This is a genomic window from Solibacillus faecavium, assembly GCF_014836905.1.
GTDB lineage: Bacteria > Bacillota > Bacilli > Bacillales_A > Planococcaceae > Solibacillus > Solibacillus faecavium.
In genome coordinates this window covers 388,991-411,589 of the sequence record NZ_JACSPZ010000004.1, presented here as the reverse complement: position 1 = coordinate 411,589, position 22,599 = coordinate 388,991, and the positions used below count along the sequence as shown (strand labels likewise).

The 22,599-nt window shown below is 36.2% G+C and carries 22 protein-coding genes; 13 read left to right on the top strand and 9 right to left on the bottom strand.

Going from position 1 to position 22,599, the window contains the following annotated elements:
* Window positions 1–36: 36 nt before the first annotated feature.
* The gene (locus H9635_RS11415; RefSeq protein WP_191700409.1) at window positions 37–720 is read right to left on the bottom strand and encodes a TraR/DksA C4-type zinc finger protein; all 684 of its coding nucleotides are present in this window, start codon (window positions 718–720) and stop codon (window positions 37–39) included.
* Between the two features lie 132 nt (window positions 721–852).
* On the opposite strand from H9635_RS11415, the gene H9635_RS11410 reads away from it, so the two are divergent.
* Entirely contained in the window at window positions 853–2,517 is a 1,665-nt protein-coding gene (locus H9635_RS11410; protein ID WP_191700408.1) for a ribonuclease J, read from the top strand.
* Window positions 2,518–2,585: 68 nt separating this feature from the next.
* On the opposite strand, the gene H9635_RS11405 is transcribed toward H9635_RS11410, so the two are convergent.
* Together H9635_RS11405 and H9635_RS11400 are read right to left on the bottom strand one after the other, a co-directional pair.
* Window positions 2,586–3,140 carry an integrase gene (locus tag H9635_RS11405; RefSeq protein ID WP_191700407.1) on the bottom strand — a complete coding sequence of 185 codons (555 nt, stop codon included), beginning with the start codon at window positions 3,138–3,140 and terminating at the stop codon, window positions 2,586–2,588.
* Window positions 3,141–3,430: 290 nt separating this feature from the next.
* A complete protein-coding gene (locus H9635_RS11400) occupies window positions 3,431–3,694 on the bottom strand; it encodes a KGG domain-containing protein (RefSeq protein ID WP_191700406.1) in 264 nt (87 codons plus the stop codon).
* Between the two features lie 423 nt (window positions 3,695–4,117).
* Here H9635_RS11400 and H9635_RS11395 point away from each other — a divergent pair, with 423 nt between their 5' ends.
* The 5 genes from H9635_RS11395 to H9635_RS11375 all read left to right on the top strand — a co-directional run bounded on the left by H9635_RS11395 (window position 4,118) and on the right by H9635_RS11375 (window position 9,998).
* A complete protein-coding gene (locus tag H9635_RS11395) occupies window positions 4,118–5,914 on the top strand; it encodes a carbon starvation CstA family protein (protein WP_191700405.1) in 1,797 nt (598 codons plus the stop codon).
* Window positions 5,915–6,052: 138 nt separating this feature from the next.
* Window positions 6,053–6,802: a carotenoid biosynthesis protein gene (locus H9635_RS11390; RefSeq protein ID WP_191700404.1), complete on the top strand. Its 750-nt coding sequence runs from the start codon at window positions 6,053–6,055 to the stop codon at window positions 6,800–6,802.
* The gene (locus H9635_RS11385) at window positions 6,789–7,439 is read left to right on the top strand and encodes a lysophospholipid acyltransferase family protein (RefSeq protein WP_191700403.1); all 651 of its coding nucleotides are present in this window, start codon (window positions 6,789–6,791) and stop codon (window positions 7,437–7,439) included. Before H9635_RS11390 ends, H9635_RS11385 begins: the two co-directional genes overlap by 14 nt.
* Window positions 7,440–7,473: 34 nt before the next feature.
* Complete coding sequence (locus tag H9635_RS11380; protein WP_191700402.1) at window positions 7,474–8,553, top strand: glycosyltransferase; 1,080 nt, start codon at window positions 7,474–7,476, stop codon at window positions 8,551–8,553.
* Window positions 8,550–9,998 carry a phytoene desaturase family protein gene (locus H9635_RS11375; RefSeq protein ID WP_191700401.1) on the top strand — a complete coding sequence of 483 codons (1,449 nt, stop codon included), beginning with the start codon at window positions 8,550–8,552 and terminating at the stop codon, window positions 9,996–9,998. The genes H9635_RS11380 and H9635_RS11375 overlap by 4 nt, the downstream gene beginning before the upstream one ends.
* 8 nt (window positions 9,999–10,006) lie before the next feature.
* On the opposite strand, the gene H9635_RS11370 is transcribed toward H9635_RS11375, so the two are convergent.
* Complete coding sequence (locus H9635_RS11370; RefSeq protein WP_191700400.1) at window positions 10,007–10,570, bottom strand: GNAT family N-acetyltransferase; 564 nt, start codon at window positions 10,568–10,570, stop codon at window positions 10,007–10,009.
* 224 nt (window positions 10,571–10,794) lie between these two features.
* Here H9635_RS11370 and H9635_RS11365 point away from each other — a divergent pair, with 224 nt between their 5' ends.
* Genes H9635_RS11365 through H9635_RS11355 form a run of 3 tightly spaced genes read left to right on the top strand, consistent with a single transcriptional unit; the run spans window position 10,795 to window position 13,292 of the window.
* Window positions 10,795–11,559 carry an ABC transporter ATP-binding protein gene (locus tag H9635_RS11365; protein WP_225231257.1) on the top strand — a complete coding sequence of 255 codons (765 nt, stop codon included), beginning with the start codon at window positions 10,795–10,797 and terminating at the stop codon, window positions 11,557–11,559.
* Between the two features lie 18 nt (window positions 11,560–11,577).
* Window positions 11,578–12,510 carry an ABC transporter substrate-binding protein gene (locus H9635_RS11360; protein ID WP_191700398.1) on the top strand — a complete coding sequence of 311 codons (933 nt, stop codon included), beginning with the start codon at window positions 11,578–11,580 and terminating at the stop codon, window positions 12,508–12,510.
* 20 nt (window positions 12,511–12,530) lie between these two features.
* Entirely contained in the window at window positions 12,531–13,292 is a 762-nt protein-coding gene (locus H9635_RS11355) for an ABC transporter permease (protein ID WP_191700397.1), read from the top strand.
* 17 nt (window positions 13,293–13,309) lie between these two features.
* Here the strand turns inward: H9635_RS11355 and H9635_RS11350 are convergent, their stop codons facing one another.
* Entirely contained in the window at window positions 13,310–13,738 is a 429-nt protein-coding gene (locus tag H9635_RS11350; protein WP_191700396.1) for a winged helix-turn-helix transcriptional regulator, read from the bottom strand.
* A gap of 203 nt (window positions 13,739–13,941) precedes the next feature.
* Between H9635_RS11350 and H9635_RS11345 the strand changes: the two genes are divergently transcribed.
* Both H9635_RS11345 and H9635_RS11340 read left to right on the top strand, forming a co-directional pair.
* A complete protein-coding gene (locus H9635_RS11345; protein ID WP_191700395.1) occupies window positions 13,942–14,457 on the top strand; it encodes a DUF4242 domain-containing protein in 516 nt (171 codons plus the stop codon).
* A gap of 20 nt (window positions 14,458–14,477) precedes the next feature.
* Entirely contained in the window at window positions 14,478–15,521 is a 1,044-nt protein-coding gene (locus H9635_RS11340; protein ID WP_191700394.1) for an acyl-CoA dehydrogenase family protein, read from the top strand.
* Window positions 15,522–15,558: 37 nt separating this feature from the next.
* Here the strand turns inward: H9635_RS11340 and H9635_RS11335 are convergent, their stop codons facing one another.
* Together H9635_RS11335 and H9635_RS11330 are read right to left on the bottom strand one after the other, a co-directional pair.
* Window positions 15,559–15,768 carry a helix-turn-helix domain-containing protein gene (locus H9635_RS11335; protein WP_191700393.1) on the bottom strand — a complete coding sequence of 70 codons (210 nt, stop codon included), beginning with the start codon at window positions 15,766–15,768 and terminating at the stop codon, window positions 15,559–15,561.
* A 9-nt stretch (window positions 15,769–15,777) separates the two neighbouring features.
* Window positions 15,778–16,248, bottom strand: coding sequence for a DUF2975 domain-containing protein (locus H9635_RS11330; RefSeq protein ID WP_191700392.1), 471 nt, complete (start codon window positions 16,246–16,248; stop codon window positions 15,778–15,780).
* 165 nt (window positions 16,249–16,413) lie between these two features.
* Between H9635_RS11330 and H9635_RS11325 the strand changes: the two genes are divergently transcribed.
* Window positions 16,414–19,611 (top strand): DEAD/DEAH box helicase, encoded by a 3,198-nt coding sequence (locus H9635_RS11325; protein ID WP_191700391.1) that lies wholly within the window; start codon window positions 16,414–16,416, stop codon window positions 19,609–19,611.
* A gap of 104 nt (window positions 19,612–19,715) precedes the next feature.
* Here the strand turns inward: H9635_RS11325 and H9635_RS11320 are convergent, their stop codons facing one another.
* Both H9635_RS11320 and H9635_RS11315 read right to left on the bottom strand, forming a co-directional pair.
* Window positions 19,716–20,165, bottom strand: a complete 450-nt coding sequence (locus tag H9635_RS11320) for a universal stress protein (protein ID WP_191700390.1) — start codon at window positions 20,163–20,165, stop codon at window positions 19,716–19,718.
* A 136-nt stretch (window positions 20,166–20,301) separates the two neighbouring features.
* Complete coding sequence (locus tag H9635_RS11315; RefSeq protein ID WP_191700389.1) at window positions 20,302–20,898, bottom strand: biotin transporter BioY; 597 nt, start codon at window positions 20,896–20,898, stop codon at window positions 20,302–20,304.
* Window positions 20,899–21,102: 204 nt separating this feature from the next.
* Between H9635_RS11315 and H9635_RS11310 the strand changes: the two genes are divergently transcribed.
* A complete protein-coding gene (locus H9635_RS11310; RefSeq protein ID WP_191700388.1) occupies window positions 21,103–22,566 on the top strand; it encodes a protein adenylyltransferase SelO in 1,464 nt (487 codons plus the stop codon).
* The last annotated feature ends 33 nt before the right edge of the window (window positions 22,567–22,599 follow it).

The following is a 22,599-nucleotide window of genomic DNA, read 5'->3' as shown; positions in this document are numbered from 1 at the left end:
TTATCACAGCCTTTTCCCATAACAAATTATTCCTAATTAATCCAAATAGTCATATTTACTAGCCTCATCCGCATACTTTTGCGAAATTTGCCCGTTAAGTTGGTCTTCTTTAGAAACATGGAGGAATTCCAAAGCCGAATACATTTCCTCACCGTCTTTGTCCTTATATAAATCATTGTAATGGTCATAATCTCCTTCAAAATCGGCCGGTGTATCCGAATTTCCGTATTGAGCAACGATTTGAAAGGAATCTTCATTATCTTGCAGTTCATCATGATTTTCTCTATCTGAAAATGAATTGTCTACAGCAGGATGAAGCAGATCTTCTTCAATTGGACGATCGGTTGGTACTGATTTTGCTACACTGTGGTCAATACAAAATGTTGTATAAGGTATTGCTACAAGGCGATCATAAGGAATTTCAGCATGGCATTTTGCACAAACTCCATATGTACCATGTTCCATCCTTTCAAAAGCAGCATTTACCTGTACCAATAGATCATCACTATGGACTTTTAGCGCCATATCCTTTTCGCGATCGTATAACTCAGTTGCTAAATCTGCCGGGTGATTATCGACTGTTGATAATTCATCTGTTGAATCACGTAAGCTTGCGCGGGCAAGTAGTTCATTTTCATTTTCATTTACATCACCGATTAATTCTGATTTTTGTTCAATCAGCTGTTTTTTTAATTTCGCAAGTTGTTTTTCTGTTAGCATCATTATCAATCCTTTCTTAGTTAGTATGAACGAAATAACGCAAAATATTTCATGACTTCAATCTCCGTTCTCGTATAGTTCATACCGTATAGGCAATACTATTTTTTATGATGCGAACAGGAGGAATAAAAGTTGCTAAATACCGATATTAAACTTTCCATTTTCGCTTTAGGTGGTATAAATGAAATCGGAAAAAACATGTATGTCATTGAATATGGGGAAGAGCTAGTAATTATTGACTGTGGTGCAAAATTTGCAGACCAAAGTTTATTGGGAGTTGATTTGATTATTCCCGATTTAAGTTATTTAGAAGAAAATAGACATAAAATAAAAGCTTTAATTGTGACGCACGGGCATGAAGATCATATTGGCGGCATTCCCTTTATGCTAAAGAAGTTAAATATGCCTATTTATGCTTCACGATTTACGCTTGGATTAATCGAATTAAAATTAAAGGAACATAAGTTATTACGCGATACTGTTTTAAATGAGATTAATGCTGAATCTCGTATTGATTTTGAGCATTTATCTGTAACATTCTTTAAAACAAGCCATAGTATTCCTGATTGTTTAGGTATTGTATTTGATACTCCAGAAGGGAAAATAGTCCATACCGGAGATTTTAAATTTGATTTTACCCCCGTAAACGATCAAGTTTCGGATATTCATAAGATGGCGGCAATCGGTACAGAAGGGGTGTTAGCGCTTATATCCGAAAGTACAAATGCTGAGCGACCTGGGTTTACCCCTTCTGAACAAATTATTGCTAGCCATTTAGAAGAAGAATTTCTAAGAGCGACAGGCAAGGTATTTATTTCTACATTTGCTTCCAATGTAAATAGAATCCAACAGATTGTGGAAGCAGCAAAAAAGACGAACCGAAAACTTGTACTGCTTGGTCGGAGTATGGTAAACGTTACTTCTGTCGCAATGCGGCTCGGTTATTTAGATATCCCGGGCTGGATGTTAGTTGAACCACGGGATATGAGAGACCTTCCTCCCGAGAGGATAGTCGTATTATGTACAGGAAGCCAAGGTGAGCCACTAGCAGCATTATCCAGGCTTTCAACTGGGCGAAACCGTGATGTCAAAGTAATACAGGGGGATACGGTGATTTTTGCTGCTTCGCCAATACCGGGTAATGAAAAGGACGTTTCCAAAATTGTTGATAACTTATTTCAGCTTGGAGCAAAAGTTGTATATGGAAATTCAAGTGTAACTGGAATGCATGTATCAGGTCATGGCTATCAGGAAGATTTAAAAATGATGCTGACCCTTATGAAACCGAAGTATTTCATTCCTATTCATGGGGAATACCGCATGCTTCATATCCACCGATTACTTGCAGAAGCAGTTGGCGTTAAATACAACAATACTTTTATACTTAAAAATGGGGAAATTGTCGATATTAAAAATGCGGAAGCTAGGCAAACTCGTGCCATTACTGCAGGAGATACGTATGTAGATGGTGTTGGCAGTGATGAAGTGGGAGAAATTGTACTACGGGATCGCAAGCAGTTATCAGAAGAGGGTATGCTTGTAATTGTTATCACAATCAGTAAATATGATGGTTCGATTATTTCAGGACCGGATAGTATTTCACGAGGTTTTGTTTACGCCAAAGAATCCGAGGCATTAATAAATGATATAAATGAGATTTCAAAAGCGGCAGTAATGAACTTTAAGGAATCTAATCCATTTGCTATGAAAAAGGCGATTAAGAAAGCTGTAGATCAATATATATTTACGTTGAAAATGAGAAAACCAATGATTTTACCGATTGTTATTGAAATCTAAATGCCACGAAAAAAACGTTCTGAAAGGATAAAAATCCCTTGCAGGACGTTTTTATATTATCTAAATTATTATGCCGGTAGAAGTTCTGCTTCATCTTGAATTTTCTTAAATAGGGCTAAATCTTCTCTGTAATTATTCAAGTATGATGACAAACTGTGATTTTTTATTTTTTCAAACATATCGATATTAACTAATTGTAACTTATTATTAAGAATTTCTGCATTAAACCATGCTGTCTCTTCGAAGGCAATATTCATTATATGTTCTTCAATAATCATACTTAAAAGGCTAGGTGTATTATAGATTTCATTTAAAGAATTTTCATTTCTCATTTCAAAAAAATCAATTGTTCTTGGAAGGGAAGCCTGTAATGCCGGTCTGTCAAGAGCATGTCCCAGCTCGTGCAGTGTTAATGCATTTATATATATTTCTAAAGGTATCATATTAGAGAATTCTGCGGCAGCTTCTACTAAACGTTTAGCATCGAAACTAACGATATGCGTAATGAAATTATAACTCATATTTACACCTGTATAATCTTGCTTTAATTCAATATTCATGCCGGTAGCTAGAATAGTAGAATGAATAATTTCTTTAAGATATTGATTTGTATATTGTTGCATGAATAATGTCATTTCCCTCTCTCTATTAAATAAGTTATATTAAAATATTTGTTTTTAATAAATGAACATAAAGTAATATATAATTTTTTTTGAATTTTTTCAAATTGTTTGTTTACAATTTTATGTAATATGCTATTTCTTTAAAGTGAAAAATAGGCTTAAAGCTTGTTATGGTGCTTATTTATGCATAAAAAAGATGCCTGCCGTGTTTATACAACGGCAAGCATCTTTTTATTAAATACGCGTATTTTACTGTTCATTATTATTTAATTTCATTCATATTGATTGTCTTAATTGTTATTATTGTTGTTGTTGTTATTTCTACGGCTAGCCTCTCCGCCTTTGCGGCCAGCTTCTTCACGGCTCATTTTACCACCATTGTTATTGCCATTATTGTTCTGGTTGTTTCCATTACTTGCTTCTCCGCCTTTACGGCCGATTTCTTGATAAAATTCTTGGTTGTGGTTATTGGATGTAGCTTCTCCGCCTTTACGACCCGCTTCTTGAACTGTCATTTTCCCATTGTTGTTCTGGTTACGATTGTTATTAGCCATTTCTAACATCCTCCTAGAATATTTTTTAAGCCTATTGCTAAGCTTACTAGTTTAATTCCCACCCTTACATTTATTAAACATTAATTATATTTCGAATATATTACAAGTAAATGATTGATTTTTATTATATATCTTAATTGAGCATGATGTGAACCCTTAGAGTGCCTGGTTACAGCGCCATGTTATATAAGAATTTATCATCAAATAATGACTGCAAAAAAAAAAAAATTAATTCTTCTTCTATTTAAAAAAATATTTAATATCTTTTTATAAAATGGAAAATGTATTCAATTTTGTAACTTTGTAAGTTAAAATGACTATTACACAAAATTTTCTGTTAATTTTTAATTTTTGTAATACAACAGAGGTTTTTTTTGATATTGTTATATTACAACAAAAATATAATTTAGGAGGAAAAGAGAAGTGAATGCAATTACACTAGTTATAGGGGCTATTTGTATATTAGTAATAGCTTATCGTTTTTATGGTATTTTCTTTACTAAGAAAGTATTAAAAATTAATGAAGACAAGCCAACACCTGCTCATGAAAAAAATGACGGACAAGACTATGTACCGACAAATAGATGGGTAGCATTCGGGCATCATTTTGCGGCTATTGCAGCTGCAGGTCCATTAGTAGGACCAATTTTAGCTGCACAATTCGGTTATTTGCCAGGTTATCTTTGGCTATTAATCGGTGCTGTTATTGGGGGAGCAGTCCATGACGCAGTCGTACTATTTGCATCGATGACAAAAGGCGGAAAATCATTGTCTGAAGTTATGCGTGAAGAGTTAGGACCAGTGGCGGGCTTTTGTACAGGTCTTGCAATGCTTTTCATAATCACCATTACAATGGCCGGGTTATCAATGGTAATTTTAGGTGCATTAGCAGAAAATCCATGGGGAACATTTGCTGTTGCAGCGACAATTCCTATTGCTATGCTGATGGGCTTAATTAATAAGTTCACGGGTAACTTGAAGCTCTCTACTATTATAGGGGTCGTCTTGCTCGTAGCGGCTGTCTTCTACGGTCCATCGATTCAAGGGACTTGGCTCGGTGAGGTATTAACATTAGACCGTGAAACATTATCAATTTTATTACCGATTTATGCATTCTTTGCGGCAGCTTTACCAATATGGTTCTTATTAGCGCCACGTGATTATTTAAGTAGCTTTATGAAGATAGGTGTATTTATTGCCTTGATTATCGGTGTATTTATTATTAATCCTACAATACAGTTTCCAGCAATTATTCCTGACTTTTTAGGTGGCGGAGGACCGATCGTTGCAGGTCCTGTTTGGCCATTCGTTTCAATTACAATTGCCTGTGGTGCGATTTCCGGTTTCCATGCTTTTGTCGGTTCAGGAACAACACCGAAAATGCTAAATCGCTGGGAAGATATTCGTGTTGTAGGTTTTGGGGCAATGCTCGTAGAATGTGTCGTTGGGGTTATGGCTCTAATAGCAGCAACGGTTTTACATCCTGGAGATTATTTTGCAATTAACTCAACGCCTGAAAAATTTGCAACATTAGGTATGTCTGTAGTAGATTTACCTGCATTATCTGAAGCAATTGGGATGGATTTAGAAGGACGTACAGGGGGCGCGGTTACGCTTGCTGTCGGTATGGCATCGATATTTGCCGGGGTGGAATGGTTCAGTCATTTAACGGCATATTTCTATCAATTTGTTATTATGTTTGAAGCGGTATTTATATTAACAGCAATCGATGCAGGTACACGTACTGCTCGTTACTTAATTCAAGATTTCTTAGGAAATGTGTATAAGCCATTAAAGAAAACCGATTGGCTGCCCGGTGCAATCGGTGCGAGTGCCCTGGCCTGTGTCATGTGGGGCTACTTACTGAATTCCGGGGATATTGCATCCGTATGGGCATTATTCGGCGTATCCAACCAATTGATGGCGTCGATCGGTTTAGTATGTGGTGTAACTTTCGTACTGAAGATTGCAGATAAACGCATTTACGTATTAACATGCTTTATTCCATTAGTATATTTATATATTACAGTAAACGTAGCAGGATTCTGGATGGTGAAAAATGTCTACTGGAACAGTATGGCTGGTGGATATAATATTTTAAATGGAATTTTATCCATCATCATGTTAACGCTAGGTTTAATTATTGTCATAACATCATTTATTAAATGGCGTGAACTATGGGCACATCCACGCTTTAAAAAACAAGCAACAGCAAATTAAATGTAAAATCTAACCCGAAATGGAACCTAACATCCATTTCGGTTTTTATTTGAAACAAAATCGCATTTGTTTACGGGTTATATGAGAAGTGAATATAATGAAAAAAGGAAATAATAGTTTAATAAGGGAGTGAATAAAATGCGTATTGCAAATTACATATTTTACTTTTTTCTTTTTTGGTACATATGCGGAGTAGTACTTGTTGGCTTTGATTTGTTACCTAGTTGGCTGGAATGGTCGAATAGTGTATTTATTATTACATCCGGAATAATAGGAGGAATTTATTTCCTCATTCATTTCCGATTTAAATTGGGCTTCTTAATATTTGTTGGAATATTTGTGTCTACATTCATCATTGAATACTATGGATCATCTAGTCAATTTTTGTTTGGTGATTATACGTATTCCGATTATTTTGCACCAAATGTTATGGGGGTTCCAGTTGCAATCGGTTTCGCATGGGTAATGGTAATTGCGACAGGTCATGCTATTATCATGAAGTTTGGTGTGCAAAATATAATTTTAAGAGCACTACTCGGTGGTGTTTTAGCGCTTACGATGGATTTAATATTGGATCCAGTTGCCTATAAAGCGAAGCAATATTGGATATGGCACGAGCCGGGAATTTACTATGACATTCCGTGGACGAACTTTTTTGGCTGGTTTATTATCGCTTTTTTCATTCATATAATTCTATCATTCATTTCTGTTTCACAAGTGAATAAAGTTTGGCAGGATCGACTAGTCCTTTTGTATATCCTGATTATTATCATGTTTGCTTTAATCGGATTAATGAATGGAATATATTTGGCCAGTACAATAGTTGTGACAGCACTTCTCTTTTTAATATTCTCACTTCGAAAAGAGGGGCAATATGCGAGTAGCTAAAAAGAATAAAATTGCTATGAGAATGTTTCGGCTCGTCCAACAGAAATTGATGAAGCGAAGTTTTGCACATATTTATATAAAGGCAGATTTCCCTATCCCTAACAATGCACTATATATTGCTAATCACAGTTCCTGGTGGGATGGTCTGCTTTTGTTTGAATTGGAGCAAAGGGGATATATTCCAAATCTATTTGTCATGGTAGATGAGCAGGGAATAAAAAAATTCCCGATTTTTCAATGGATAGGTGCGTATTCAGTTAATCAACAAAACCCCAAACATATTAAAGAATCAATCCGCTATACGAAAAGTCTATTACAGGATGGAAAAAATATTTGTATATTTCCTCAAGGAAAGGAATGGCATTTAGAACAAAGGCCACTTTACTTTCAACAAGGTGCAGCAATGATTGCCAAGCAAGTGAAAGATGTTCCGGTCGTTCCTATAACTATTTACTATACATTTCGGAATGAACGAAAAGCGGAAGTGTGGATTGGAATTGGAAAACCAATTCAATATGAAGATAAATGGAGTCGAGAACAGATGACACAGTATTTTGAAGAGGTAGTCACGGAGCAGTTAAATGCTCTGAAAAAAGATGTCGTTCAAAATGATTATACAAGTTTCATAAAAATATGATGAGGTGACAAGGATGCTATTTATTTACTGTGTTGTGTTAAGTATTTTTGTCATTTGGACAATTTTGAATGGCTTGTTTTTACCTCGAATTAAAAAAGTGCATGGAGAAAATCAAGATCGTATTTCCATTCTTATTCCTATGCGCAATGAGCAACGAAATGTAAAAAAATGCATCTCCATGTTAAAGCAACTTACATATCCACAGCTTGAATTCATCATTTATAATGATCAATCAACTGACTTAACTGGACAAATGCTATATCAAGAAATTGAAGGTGATGCTCGCTTTCGTGTGATAGAGGGAGTGGAGTTACCGTCTAATTGGGTAGGGAAAGTGCATGCCTGTCATCAGTTACAGCGAGCAGCCACTGGAAAGTTTTTAGCGTTTATTGATGCAGACGTATCCTTGTCATCACACATTTTTGAAAAAGTTGTACCCCTTATGAGGAGAAAAGAAATCGGTCTAATTACCGGGTTTCCGCATTTTATGTATTCTAATTGGCTGGATCGGCTTGTACTTCCGATGATGCATTTTCTTGTGAATTTTCATTTACCTATTGCTTTGGCGAATTATACGAAATGGCCGGCTGCTACGGCTGCCAATGGGACTTTTTTATTTTTCGAAAGAGAAGCTTATGAGAAAATGGATGGTCATCTTGTAGTGAAAAACTCTCTATTGGAAGATGTAGAAATAGCGCGGGCGATGAAAAAATCAGGAATGCGTGTGTTATTGGTTAATCTTAGTAAAGACAGTTCATGCAAGATGTACACTAACACGTTTGAAACGTGGCAAGGTTTTTCTAAAAATACATTTAGTGGCCTAAATTATTCTTTTAGAAATGCCGTGCTATTTATCCTTTTTTATAGTGTAACTTATGTGTTTCCGCTAGTGCTTCTTATTAATAGTATTGTTTTTTTAAATTGGCTGTATGCTATACCTTATATTTTGATTGTTATTCAAAGAATGGTTTCCGACTTCAAAAGCAAGACACCCTTATATTACGCATTGCTCATGCCACTCTCGTCACTGGCAATGCTAATTATTTTGTGTAATTCAATTTATTTGTATCAAACGAAACGGTCTTATGTTTGGAAGGGACGTGAATACGGATGAAGAAAGTAGCGGTAATTGGCGGTGGTCTAGGGGGGCTATCCGCAGCTATAACACTTGCGAATGCAGGGATGGATGTTACAGTATTTGAAAAAAATAAAGACCTGGGCGGAAAAATGCGCTCAATAGATCTCGGTACACATCATTTTGATTTTGGACCAAATACAATTACGATGCGCCCTGTCTTTCAGCAAGTTTTAGCACAAACTGGCGTAGATCCGGATGATTATTTAAATTTTATCCCTTTACGAGTTCATATGAAGAATGTAAGTTCAAAAGGGGAAGTATTATACTTTTCCAACGACCAGCAATATATGATTGAGCAAATTAAAAAGTTTTCATTAAGCGACGCGGAAAATTATCCTGCTTTTATTACGGAAATTTCAAGAATCTACTTTTTGGCACAGCGTCATTTTTTGCAAACAACATTTACGAGCTGGCGAGACTATATGAAACCATCGTTACTATCAGCTCTAGTAAAAGTGCGACCTTTTGAAACTTTGAATCAATTTATAAGAAAGTATTTTCAACATCCGTTTATCGTTCAATGTTTTTTACGCTATGCGACATATATTGGTTCATCGCCATACATAATGCCTGCAACATTTGCAATGATTGCTTATTTGGAATTGGTTGATGGTGTTGATTACGTTGAGGGTGGAACATCAAAGATTGCGCAAGCATTTACAACCCGTGCTAAGCAGTTAGGTGTGAAATTTCATGTAGGGTGTGAAGTGACAAAAGTTAAATATGGAAAGACTCAAATACACAGTATTATCGATCAGTATGGAATTACACATACAGTCGATGCTGTATTTATGAATTCAGATCGATTAAGTGATTTATTTGAGCTTGATCAAGTTAAAAAAGATATTCAGCCATCCAGTTCAGCATTTGTCATACTGCTTGGACTTAATAAACGGATTGAAGGGTTGCATCATCATAATGTCTATTTTCCTGAAAACTATGAACTGGAGTTTGACGCACTCTTTTCAGATCACTACGTTGAAGATCCCACAATTTATATTTGTAATTCTTCGTATACGGATCGTTCCATTTCACCAAGTGGAGATAATTTACTGATTTTAGTAAATGCCCCACCAACGAAAAAGGGAACTTTACAAATCGATTCACATCAATATCGTCAAAAAATAATTATACAGTTAAAGGAACTTGGTCTTGATATCGAAGATGCTATTGTGGAGGGAAAAGTAATAACACCCGAGTATTTAGAGAAGGAATTTTATGCATTTCGAGGCGCATTATATGGCGCTGCATCCAATTCAGTAAAATCTGCCTTTTTTAGACCGAGTAATCGGCATGCCAAACTGAAAAATTTATATTTTGTAGGCGGGACAGTACATCCTGGAGGAGGGTCTCCGCTCGTCACGCTGGGGGGCATGAATGTAGCTAAAAAATATATAGCTGAAAATGGTCAGGAAATTTAGAGTTACCTCTAATTTTCCTGACCATTTTGTGTAATGTATAAATAATTTAAATAGTCTTCTTTTAAAATTGCATTTAAAATACAGGGCTGTTTTTGTCTCTCTTCCAATAGTAAATGCTCTTCCTGAAATTGTTGTTCTACATTTAATGAGATGAACGGTAGTTTTTCCTGTGCTTTCTGTGAACGGATATTAACAGTACGCGCACCTGCAAACACAACATCTAATTGCAACTGCTCAAATGCGATTTTTAAAATTTCGATTTTAGATGGCAAATTATAGCCAAGCCCCCAAAACTCAAAACCAATCCAACTACCAATGTGACAATGTTTTTTATGTTGGTCAATAAACATTAGTGTCGTAATACCAACTAATTTTTCTTCCTCATTTAGAATTACACGAGAAACCGTTTTTCCTTCAGATTCCTCTATTAAATTATTAATAATAAAATTTTCCGTATCTTCTATGGATTGAGTAGGTAAACCAAGTGCATTTTTTACTTCGGGTGCCTGAGATAAACGATGTATTTCTTTCGCATATCGAAGATCATGGGGAACTAACTTCACTTTTTTCATTTTATTTCTACCTCACTTTTTAAATGAACTTCCATCACTATGTAGATAACTATATATTGTTCCATTCTATATTATATTCATAAAATAACCGACAATTTTTTAGAAAATAAAAATAAATTGGAAAATAAGGTTGTTTTATTTAAGTAAGTATAATAATATAACTCATATAATATAAAACCGAGTTGAATAATCGGCATTGGGGTGAATGGTAATTGTCATCAGTAATGATTGATATTAGGAATGTAAGTAAGTCTTATGGTGATCAGGGTCTGACAGTACTGCAGGATATTTCTTTCGATATAAAAAAAGGTGAAGTTATCGCAATTTTAGGCAAAAGCGGCTGTGGAAAAAGTACATTACTTAATTGTATAGGCGGTTTTGAAGCGGTAAACAACGGCCAAATTTTGCTCGATGAAGTACCTGTCAAGAAACCGAGTAAGCGATGTATTATGCTGATGCAAAACTATGGGTTACTGCCATGGCGCTCTGTCCGGAAAAATGTAGAGTTAGGGATTGAAAATATAAGTTTATCAAAGCAGGAAATATCTGAAAGAACTCTACATTATTTGCGAATGGTTGGATTAGAGGATCGGGCTAATGCTTTACCTAGTGAATTATCTGGTGGGATGCAGCAACGAGTTGCTATTGCACGTGCCTTAGCAATGCAGCCAGAGGTCATTTTAATGGATGAACCATTCGGCGCGCTCGATACATTTACACGATACTATTTACAGGATGAATTAATGCAAATTCAGCATCGAGAAAAGATGACAATTGTGTTAGTAACGCATGATATTGATGAAGCTATTTATTTAGCAGACCGCATTTTAATAATGAAGCCAAATCCTGGGGAGATTCATAAAGAAATTGTATTGAAACTACCAAAGGAACGAAATCGTGCTGATGCAGACTTTCAGTATTATCGAGAATTAATTTTTAATGAGTTCCAATTTACACACGAAAAAGCAACGATCGAATTTAATATTTAATCTAACGGGGGTTAGTGGATGAAAAAGCTATTTTTATTAATGACAATATTATTCGTTACATTTTTAGCTGCATGCGGAAATAATGATTCTGCAGTCAATGGGGAAAAACCAACAATAAAAATTGGCTATTTACCAATTACACATGCAGTGCCTTTATATATGCAGAATGATGAGAACTATGAGGATTATAATTTAGAACTAGTAAAGTTTGGTTCTTGGCCAGAACTAATGGATGCGCTTAATACGGGAGCAATTGATGGGGCATCTGTACTGATCCAATTAGCTATGAATGCAAAGGAAAAAGGCATTGATTTAAAAGCAGTGGCACTCGGTCACCGTGATGGCAATGTTTTAATTGCAGGTAATGATATTAATTCTGTTGAAGAGCTAGTCGGAAAATCCTTTGCAATTCCAAGCAGGTTTTCCACACATAATATTTTGTTGTATGAAATGCTGAAAAAACATGGCATTGCCTATGATGAAGTTGATGTAATCGAACTACCGCCAGCAGAAATGCCGGCAGCTTTAGCAGAAGGGCGAATTGCGGGTTATGTTGTAGCTGAGCCATTTGGAGCGATTTCTGTAGCTCTTGAGAATGGTAAGGTATTGTATCAGTCAGAAGAAATATGGAAAGATTCCATCGATTGTGGCTTAGTATTGCGAGGTAAATTTATTGAAGATAATAAAGAATTAGCCGACAAATTTGTTAATGACTATGTAGCAGGTGGAGAGCTTGCACAAGGAAAAGACAAACATATGCATGAAGTGGTCGGGCAATATTTAACAGTGGATCAAAATGTGTTGGATATTTCTCTTGATTGGATTTCATATGACAATTTAAGTATTGAACAAGAAAGCTATGCTATTTTACGTGATGCATTAATGGAAATGGGATTATCTGATGACCCACCATCCTATGAAGACTTTGTTGATGCTAGCTTTGTAAATTAATAGAGGAACGGAGGGATATTATGGCCATAGTGAAAAAACTGTCACCGATTGCGATTGGCTTTATACTGCTTCTTATCTTCTGGCAATTTGCCATCTTGATCGGTGGACATCAGGCAGCACTCTTCCCTCCGCCTTTAAAAGTGGGGGAAGCATTATTAGCAATCATTTCGGATGGTTCTTTGTTTGCTCATATTCAAATTAGTTTATTTCGATTTTTTTCGGGTTACTTAGCAGCAGTAATTGTGGCTATCATTTTAGGTCTTCTACTAGGTAGATCGACGCTCGTATGGAAAGTAGTGGACCCAATTGTTCAAGTATTGCGTCCGGTTTCTCCAATTGCATGGTCGCCTTTTATCGTATTATGGTTTGGCATTGGCAATATGCCCGCGATTGTTATTATTTTTATAGCTGCTTTTTTCCCGGTTCTTTTATCGACCGTATCTGCTGTCAAAAAGGTTGACAAAACGTTTTTACGTATTGCCTCCAATTTTGAAATGAGCCCGTTTGAAACATTACGGAAAATTGTATTACCGGCATCATTCCCGATGATTGCAAATGGTTTGCATATGGCGTTAGGTTCTGCGTGGATTTTCCTTGTAGCGGGTGAAATGGTCGGTGCGCAATCAGGGTTAGGTTTTTTAATTATTGATGCAAGAAATTCATTAAGTCTTGATTTAGTAATGGCTTGTATCGTTGTCATTGGGGTTCTTGGATTAGCGTTAGATAAAGGCATTCATTATTTTGAAAGTTGGGTCAATCGCATTTGGGGCGGTGCAAAATAAAAACTGCCTAAAAAGTTTTAGACAGTTTTTATAGGGCGTATATGAATATTATCGATTCGCTCACCCGTTTTAGTAGAATAATAACCAATTTCTACCCGGTTTTCATCAGGATCGACAATTTCTTTATAACAAGTTTCAAGATGCTCAGCTCCCCAAATAATCATCGCATTAAATACATGCTCCAGGGCAGTGCCTTTTTCGGTTAATGTATAGCGGTAACGAGGTGGATGAGCAACATAAAGTTCGCTTTGGACAATATGGGCTTCTTCTAATTCCTTTAAACGATTGGAAAGAACGTTTGCCGAAAGTCCGGGTAGCTTGAGCTTAATATCATTGAAATTTGTTTCACCTATTAGAAGTTCGTGGATGATTAGAAGTGTCCATCTATCCCCGAGAATATTTAATGTTTGTGCAATGTTACAAGGTAAATCATAACGAGTTTTCATGCTTATGCCTCCTTCGTACTTAGTATAAACATTAATTTTATGCAAAGCGAGTTAATTTTTTTAACTTAAGGGGTTTGAAATTTTCAAAAATATGTACCTCATGACAAATAGGTGCAATTAATTATTGATATTCATAGTGCGATCTAATTGGACGCCTATTTGAATATAGAGAAATTTAATATTAACTACTAGGAGGAATTTAAATGAGTTTATATTTAGTAGAATCAACAATTAATGAAGTATCTTCAAAAGAGGCATTTTCGGCATTAGTAGATAAAGTGCATGCAACAAAAAATGTAGGGGTTATCGAAGTACAAGTAGCGAAGGATTTTTCACGTGGCTATTTTATTATTGAAGCAACGGAAGAAGAAACAGCGAAAGAAGCTTTACAATCACAAGGTGTTTCCATCGACTTAATTAAGGAAGTTCGTTTAATCGGTAAAGAATTAGATGAAGTAAAAGCTGGCGGCGAGCAAGTAAATTATTTAGTTGAGTGGGAAATTCCTGCTGAAATTACAATGGAAAAATATTTGGAACGCAAAAAGAAAAACTCTGTAAAGTATGAAGAAGTACCTGATGTAAAATTCTCTCGTACGTATGTATGTGAAGATATGACAAAGTGCTTATGCTTCTATGATGCACCAGACGAAGCAGCTGTAAAACGTGCACGTGAAGCAGTACAAACACCGATTACATCGTTAACGGAATTATCGGACTAAAAGGAAAGGATGCGGAGAGAATGGCATTGAACAAACAATTATTAGCGCAAATCATCGAGGAGAAATTAAAACCTTTAGTAAAGAAAGTCGATGAGCAGGCACATTATGCAGAAAGCTATATTTTAGCATTAGGCGAGGCTGGATTTTTCCAATCGGCAAATAAAGATCAATCGAGTTTATTAGTAGATGAAGCGACAGTTGTCCGTGAAACAGCAAAAGTATGTATGACGACAGCATTTTGTGTTTGGTGCCATCTAGCCGCATTAACTTACTTAAGAAATAGTGATAATCCATTTTTGAAAAATGATGTGTTGCCTCAATTAGAAAATGGCGTAAAGTTAGGGGCAACAGGCTTATCAAATGCAATGAAATACTATTCTGGTTTGGAGAAGCTTCATTTAACTGCCGAAAAGACAGAAGCAGGTTATATTATTAACGGGACATTACCAGCTGTTTCGAATTTAGGGAAGCGCCATTATTTTGGTGCGATTGCTACAATTGATACACGGGAAGTGATGGTGCTCGTTTCAACAAATGCATCAGGTTTGGAAATGACCGAACGACTTGGGTTTATCGGGGTAAATGGAAGTGCAACGTATACTTGTAAATTTGAGAATGTCCTTATTCCAAATGATTTTGTTATATCGGAGGATGCAAAGGCATTTTGCGATATTATACGACCGACATTCATTTACTACCAAGTTCCGCTTGGTGCCGGGGTTATAGCTGCAGCAGCTGATGGCATAGAGAAAGTAAAAGCAAAGCAAAACGGCTGTAATGACTTTTTGAAAGTACAGGCAACTGAACTACGTAGCCATCATGAAAGAATTGAAGCGGAATTAACTCAATTAGCAAGCAATTTAACACTAAAAGATGTAGTAAATACGCGTTTACAGGCAGTCCATGATACATTAGCTGCAGTGCAGGCAAATATGATTCATAATGGTGCAGCGGGCTATGTAGCTGGTAGCGTACCTTCCCGCAAACTGCGTGAAGCATACTTCTTTGCAAATTTAACGCCAACTGTCCGCCATTTAGAAAAAATAAAATCAAATTTTACTTAAGTAAAAAGGGGCTATCCAGTTAGCCCCCTTTTTTAGTTTAGTTTTCTTTTCGATACTCCAACAAATCCCCAGGCTGACAATCAAGCGCTTCACAAATTGCTTCTAATGTAGAAATGCGGATGGCCTTTGCTTTGCCATTTTTTAAAATAGATATATTCGCCATTGTAATGCCGACCCGTTCAGAAAGTTCGGTCACGCTCATTTTCCTTTTCGCCAGCATAACATCTATATTAATAATAATCGTCATCTTTTCACCTCATATCGTTAAATCATTTTCAGCTTTAAACACTAGCGCATGTGTTAACAACTTTTGTAGAACAGCTGCAAACACAGCGATGACGATTGATGCAAAAATGATAATAAGTGAAAATAACATGATTCCGGGTGCATCATCTATATCTGCAATACGAAATAAAAGCGGTAAATCTACAATAAACAATACACTGATTGCAATCGCACAGTGCTTGATTTTTTTTAAAGCTTCTACCGATAAATTGGAAAAAGCAAGCTGTTGATCAATATAGCTTAATAATTTTGTCGTTTGGAAAAGAGCAATAAAATAAGGTATTGCAGAGAGATACATAACAGCTACCATTGGAATGAACAATAAAAAGGCCTTCGTTTTTGGAACGAAAATCAAATCATAAGCTAAATACGATAACACTGCAGCAATCGGTAAACCAATTATAACGACGGCAACCTTTAAAAATATTGTTTCACGCTTCATAAATTCCACCTCGCTATTTTAATTGTATATTGATAATAAGATTATATTTATCGAATTACAATAAATATGTATTGAAAGGTGAATGTTTTTTCTATGAATTGCTTGGAGCTAGTATTTCAATGTGGTACATGAGAAAATGAACTAAAAAGAAAAAGGGGGATCAGCATGGATATTAAACTTTCAGAAAATCAGATAAAAGATCTATGCGGGACCGTTTCTTTTAAAAAAGGACAGACTTTTTATCGAACAGGTAAAGTGAATTTCCTGCAATATACGGATATTTTCGGAGAAGCGGTTGTGAAAAGTACAGAACAATTCATTGTCCGTGTGGAAAAAGAGACTACGGGTAAGTTTAAAACCTCCTGTAGCTGCCCGACATTAGAGGGCTTCAGTAAAAGCTGTCAACATGTTGCGGCGGTGCTTATTGCTATTTTAAATCGTAATAAAAAAACATCTCCTTCTTCGCATACGATTCCTATTGAGCAGAATTTAGATTTTGAAAATAGCTTTCTTTCTATTTTCAAAGAGCCAAAAGTACAAACGAGTCGTCAGCAACGCCATTTTGAAAAGCGAGAAATAATGGATGTGCACTTTTCGCTGACACCAGTCCAATCTATAGAAGGTGACACACTTTTTGCTATCCAACTCCAAGTAAATGGGGAACGGGTGTTATCTATTCGTGATTTTTTAACACATATTAAAAATAAAAAGTCATACCGGATTTCAGAAAGAACGGTTTATAACTTTGAGCGATTCTGCTTCGAAACACAGCACGATGCTATGATACAGCTCCTTATCAAAATAGTAGAAGACGATGCATTATATATAGAAACTACGCAAAATAAGCCAATCCAATTTAAAGAACATCTATTGATCATTCCGCCTTCATCATGGCATCACTTTGCTTCATTACTCTCGGAAATAGAAGATGTTTCAGTCAATTATCAAAATGAAAGCTATAGTGGGGTCAAACTTTTAGCTCGACCTACAGCGCTTCATTTTTTCATCAATGAAAAAGATGAGCATTATGAGCTTACTATAGAAGGAATTGAACGAACGGTCTTACTACGTAGTTATCACTTAGTACTGTTTGATGGAGAAATGACACAAATTAGCGATGAAAGTATGACGCAATTATTGGAATTAAAGAAAATACTTCAACAGCAATCCAAGTTAATAATCGAGCAATCACATTGGAACTACTTTTTAGAGCAGATTATTCCGAAGTTGAAAAAGATCGGTAACGTTACAATGGATAGAGCCCTTTCATTACAGCAAATGCAAACACCATTAGTTGCGAATGTTTATTTAGATCGTGTGAATAATCGCTTTCTTGCAGGTTTGGAGTTTCAATATGGGCAGTTTGTTATTCAACCATTAAGTGAATATGATATATCGGATGAAGTGCTAATTATTCGAGATATTGAAAAGGAGTCAACTATTTTAGCGTTAATGGATGAAAGTGGATTTACGAAAACAGATGGCGGTTACTATATGCAAAATGAGGAGCTCGAATATAATTTTTTATTTCACCAACTTCCGAAATTAACAAAGCTCGCTCAAATTTATGCAACAAATTCTGTTAAATTACGTATTGCAAAAGAAAATAACTTCCCTAAAATTCGAGTAAATGTACAAAAAGAACGGACAAATTGGCTTGAATTTAAATTTGAAATGGATGGGGTTTCGAATAAGCAAATAAAAGAAATTTTAGCGGCTATTAAAGTGAAGCAAAAATATTACCGACTGAAAGATGGAGCATTGCTATCATTGGAAACGAGGGAAATAGAAGAAATTCAGCGCTTTTTAAGAGCCATTCCAGCACAAGATGATGAATACGAATTAACGTTTAACATGCCGATTTTAGATAGCTTGCCGTTTTTGGAGCAATTTGAAGAGAGTACAATTTTTGAAGCGGAACAATCGTTTAAAGAATTTACCGGACAATTGTTAAATCCAGCATCACTAACGTTCGAAGTTCCGCCAAGTCTACAATCTATTCTTAGAGATTATCAAAAGCATGGTTACAATTGGTTAAAATTACTTTCCAATTATGGATTTGGCGGTGTACTTGCAGATGATATGGGACTTGGCAAAACGATTCAAAGTATTGCGTTTATCTTGTCCGAATTAGAAATAGTCCGTGCGAATAAACAACCTGTATTAATCGTTTGTCCATCATCACTTTCTTACAATTGGCTATATGAGTTCATGCAATTTGCTCCAGAAGTTGAAGCAATTGTTGTGGATGGGGATGTGTCAGAGAGAAGGGCCCTACTGCGATCAATGGAAGAACAAGATGTTGTAATTACAACATATCCGTTATTGCGACGTGATATATCATTTTATGAACGACAACATTTCCATACGGTATTTTTTGATGAGGCACAGGCATTTAAAAATCCGGTAACTCAAACGGCACGTACAGTCAAAAAAATTAACGCGACCAACCGTTTTGCCTTAACGGGTACACCAATTGAAAATTCCTTGTCCGAATTATGGTCAATCTATCGCGTTGTTTTTCCTCAGCTATTCCGGGAGCTAGAAGAGTTCCGACATATGCAACGGAAAGATATTGCACGTAGAGTTCGACCGTTTTTGTTGCGCCGTATGAAAGAACAGGTGCTGAACGAGCTTCCTCAAAAAGAGGAAATAATCGAAAAAACGGAACTTTTTCCCGAGCAAAAAGCGTTATATGCAGCGTATTTGGCAAAGTTACGGGTGGATACAATGAAACATTTAGACAAAGAGACGTTTCATAAAAATCGTATTCGAATTTTGGCGGGCATAACCCGACTACGGCAAATTTGCTGTCACCCGGCCCTATTTGTCGAAGGTTATAAAGGAAGTTCTGCAAAATTTGAGCAGTTGTTTCACCTGTTGGAGCAATCGAAAGCATCAGGTCGCCGTGTGCTAATATTTTCGCAGTTTACGCAAATGCTGAAAATGATTGCAACTGAGCTATCCAAGCGTGGGGAATCGTATTTTTACCTGGATGGTCAAACTCCATCAGAGGAGCGTGTAACTCTTTGCAATGCTTTTAATAATGGAGAGCGCGATTTGTTTTTAATTTCGTTAAAAGCAGGAGGAACAGGGTTGAATTTAACAGGGGCAGATACCGTGATTTTATATGATTTATGGTGGAACCCGGCAGTAGAGGAACAAGCAGCTGACCGTGCGCATCGAATGGGACAAAAGGAAGTTGTACAAGTTATCAAACTTATTACAAATGGGACGATAGAGGAAAAGATGAGTGAACTTCAGCAAAAAAAGAAACTGCTCATTTCCGATATTTTGGATGGAGATGACCAGTCTAACAGTAGATTAACCGAGCAAGACATCCGTGAAATTTTAATGATTTAACTTTTTGCATATGTTCACGTAAGAGGAGCTTTTAAAAGTAAGTTCGCATCGTGCATAATTTAAAAAGGTTATGAGGACATTAATTAGCCTCATAACCTTTTTTCCTATTTGATAGGTGTACGTACAATTAATACATCACAAGTTGCATGTCGGACGATTGCTTCAGTACTGGAGCCCATGAACATTTGCTCCATTGCATTTAAACCTGTTGCACCACAAATAATAATATCTGCAGGCGCATGTTCTGAAAGCTTTTTGGATAAAACATTTTTCGGAGTACCTTTAGTTAAAATCTTATTAACATTTACAATGCCAGCTTCTTTTGCTTCTAATTCATAGCGGTCCAATAACACTTCACCGTGCTTACGGACTAATTCGACCATATTATCATAAAGCATATCAAAAGATGCGGAAAAGCTTGTATCGATTACGTGGATGATATGTAAAGTCGAGCCAATATTACGTTTTGCTACATCAATTGATTTTTGAAAAGCGAGTTCGCCTAACTCAGAGCCATCTACTGCCACAACGATATTTTGATAATGATTTGCCATACGGAATTCCTCCTTTATCAATATGATAAATTATATCAAATAAATAGATTTCGGTATAATGATGGCGCCAAAATATTGTATAAAAAAGGATAAATGTGTCCAGCAAAAAGCAGTTTCTCTCCACATTTCCAACTGTTTACGAGTGTTTAATCGGAAGGATCTTTAAAACTTTTTGAATACGGAAAGCAAAGAATCCTGCAAAAATAGCTAGAATAATATCTTTTGGCATCGGTGGAATCATCCATAACCAAGCCAGTTTGTAGGAAAATCCTTCTGGCGCCGCTGCCCATAATGTATAAGCAAAATACATCCAAGTTGTTCCTAGAATATAATTAATAGCCATCGCTATAACTGCCGCAATAATATAGGCAAGTCTAGTTTTGTATGTTTCAGCGATTTTACCGGCAATATAGGCACTAACGATAAATGTAACAATAAAACCGAATGTCGGTAGCAAAATTGCTGAGAAGCCACCTGTAAATTTTGAAAACACCGGTGCACCAGCAAGTCCAATAGCCATGTATACAGTACAAGCAATGGCTCCTTTTTTAGATCCTAGAACTAATCCTGCTAAAATAGCAAAAAAAGTTTGTAATGTAATTGGTACACCACCCACTGTTAAGAATGGTGCAAATGATGTTATGTTTGCACCAATCATAATTAATGTTGCAAACAAAGCACTGTAAATTAAATCTACTGTTTTAAAGGTTTGTGTTTTGTGAACGGTTTCCATTTTCTAACCCCTTTGTTAACTAGAATATTTTTTCGGTTAACGTAAATATAAAATGTAAAACGAGTTGTGTCAACTAAAATTTATTTTTGGTTAACTAAAATGAGACTAGATTACAGTTTTCGTTTTAAAAGACCGGATTTTGGTTAACTAATCTTAAAAGGTTTATAATAAATGTATCAACTAAAAGAAATGAGGCGAAAAACAATGACAGAAAAAGAAGACAATTTTGGTTTTCGTTTTGATAATAGTTATATGAATTTGCCACAAATGTTTTATACCGAGATAGCGGCAAATAAAGTTACTGCACCAGCGATTGTCCTTTTTAATCGTACGCTAGCAGATAGAATGGATTTAGATGCAAATGAATTAAAAGAGCAAGGGGCGGCAATTTTAGCCGGACATGAAATGCCTTCAGGGGCAGCGCAAATTGCCCAAGCATATGCGGGACATCAATTTGGCCATTTCAATATGTTAGGAGATGGACGAGCACTATTAATTGGCGAGCATATTACAAAAGATGGGGAACGCTATGATATTCAATTAAAAGGCTCAGGGCGCACACCGTATTCACGAGGGGGAGACGGAAGAGCGGCATTAGGTCCAATGTTGAGAGAATTTATTATTAGCGAAGCGATGCATGCACTTTCAATTCCTACCACACGTAGCTTAGCGATTGCTGCAACAGGGGATGTTATTTATCGTGAAAAAGCACTTCATGGTGCTGTTTTAACCCGTATAGCGGCTAGTCATTTGCGCGTCGGTACATTTCAATATGCAGCTCAATTTGGAGAATTGTCTGACGTAAAAGCATTAGCGGATTATGCGATAGACCGGCACTATCCTAAGATTCGTAAAGTAGATAATCCTTATATTGCATTATTAGAAACTGTATTAGAAAAGCAAGCGGCACTAATTGCAAAATGGCAAAGTGTTGGCTTTATTCACGGTGTAATGAATACGGATAACATGACAATAAGCGGTGAAACAATAGATTATGGTCCATGTGCTTTTATGGATACGTATGACACATCTACTGTATTTAGTTCAATTGATACTCAAGGACGTTATGCTTATGGTAACCAACCTGCAATTGCTGCTTGGAATTTAACACGATTTGCAGAAAGTTTATTGCCAATAATTCATGAGGATGAAGAAGAGGCGGTTCGTTTAGCACAAGGTATTCTAGAAAAATTCCCTTCTGTTTATGAAGTACATTATTATAGTGAAATGCGTGAAAAGCTCGGACTTCTCTATCCGGGTGATCAGGATGAACAGCTTATTAACGATTTGCTTCAGTTAATGGAATACAATGAAGCGGACTATACGAATACGTTTCGTTCATTGGCAGAGGGAGAACGACCAAACAATAAATTATTCCAATCAGAACAGTTCAAACAATGGGAAAAAGCCTGGTTCGAGCGTATTGATCAACAGGACATGACAAAAGAAGAAACTTTACAGGTGATGAAATCGGTTAATCCTTCCGTAATTCCAAGAAATCATTTAGTAGAACAAGCTATAGAAGAATTTATTGCAGGCAATCCTTCAATGTTTGCCGAAATGCTTCAAGTCTTATCAAATCCCTATGATACAAATGAACAGTTTTCAAAATATACACAGCCGCCAACAGATGAAGAACCACCATTTGTCAGCTATTGCGGCACATAAAAATCGAGCGCGGTACAACGTTAAAGTTGAAAC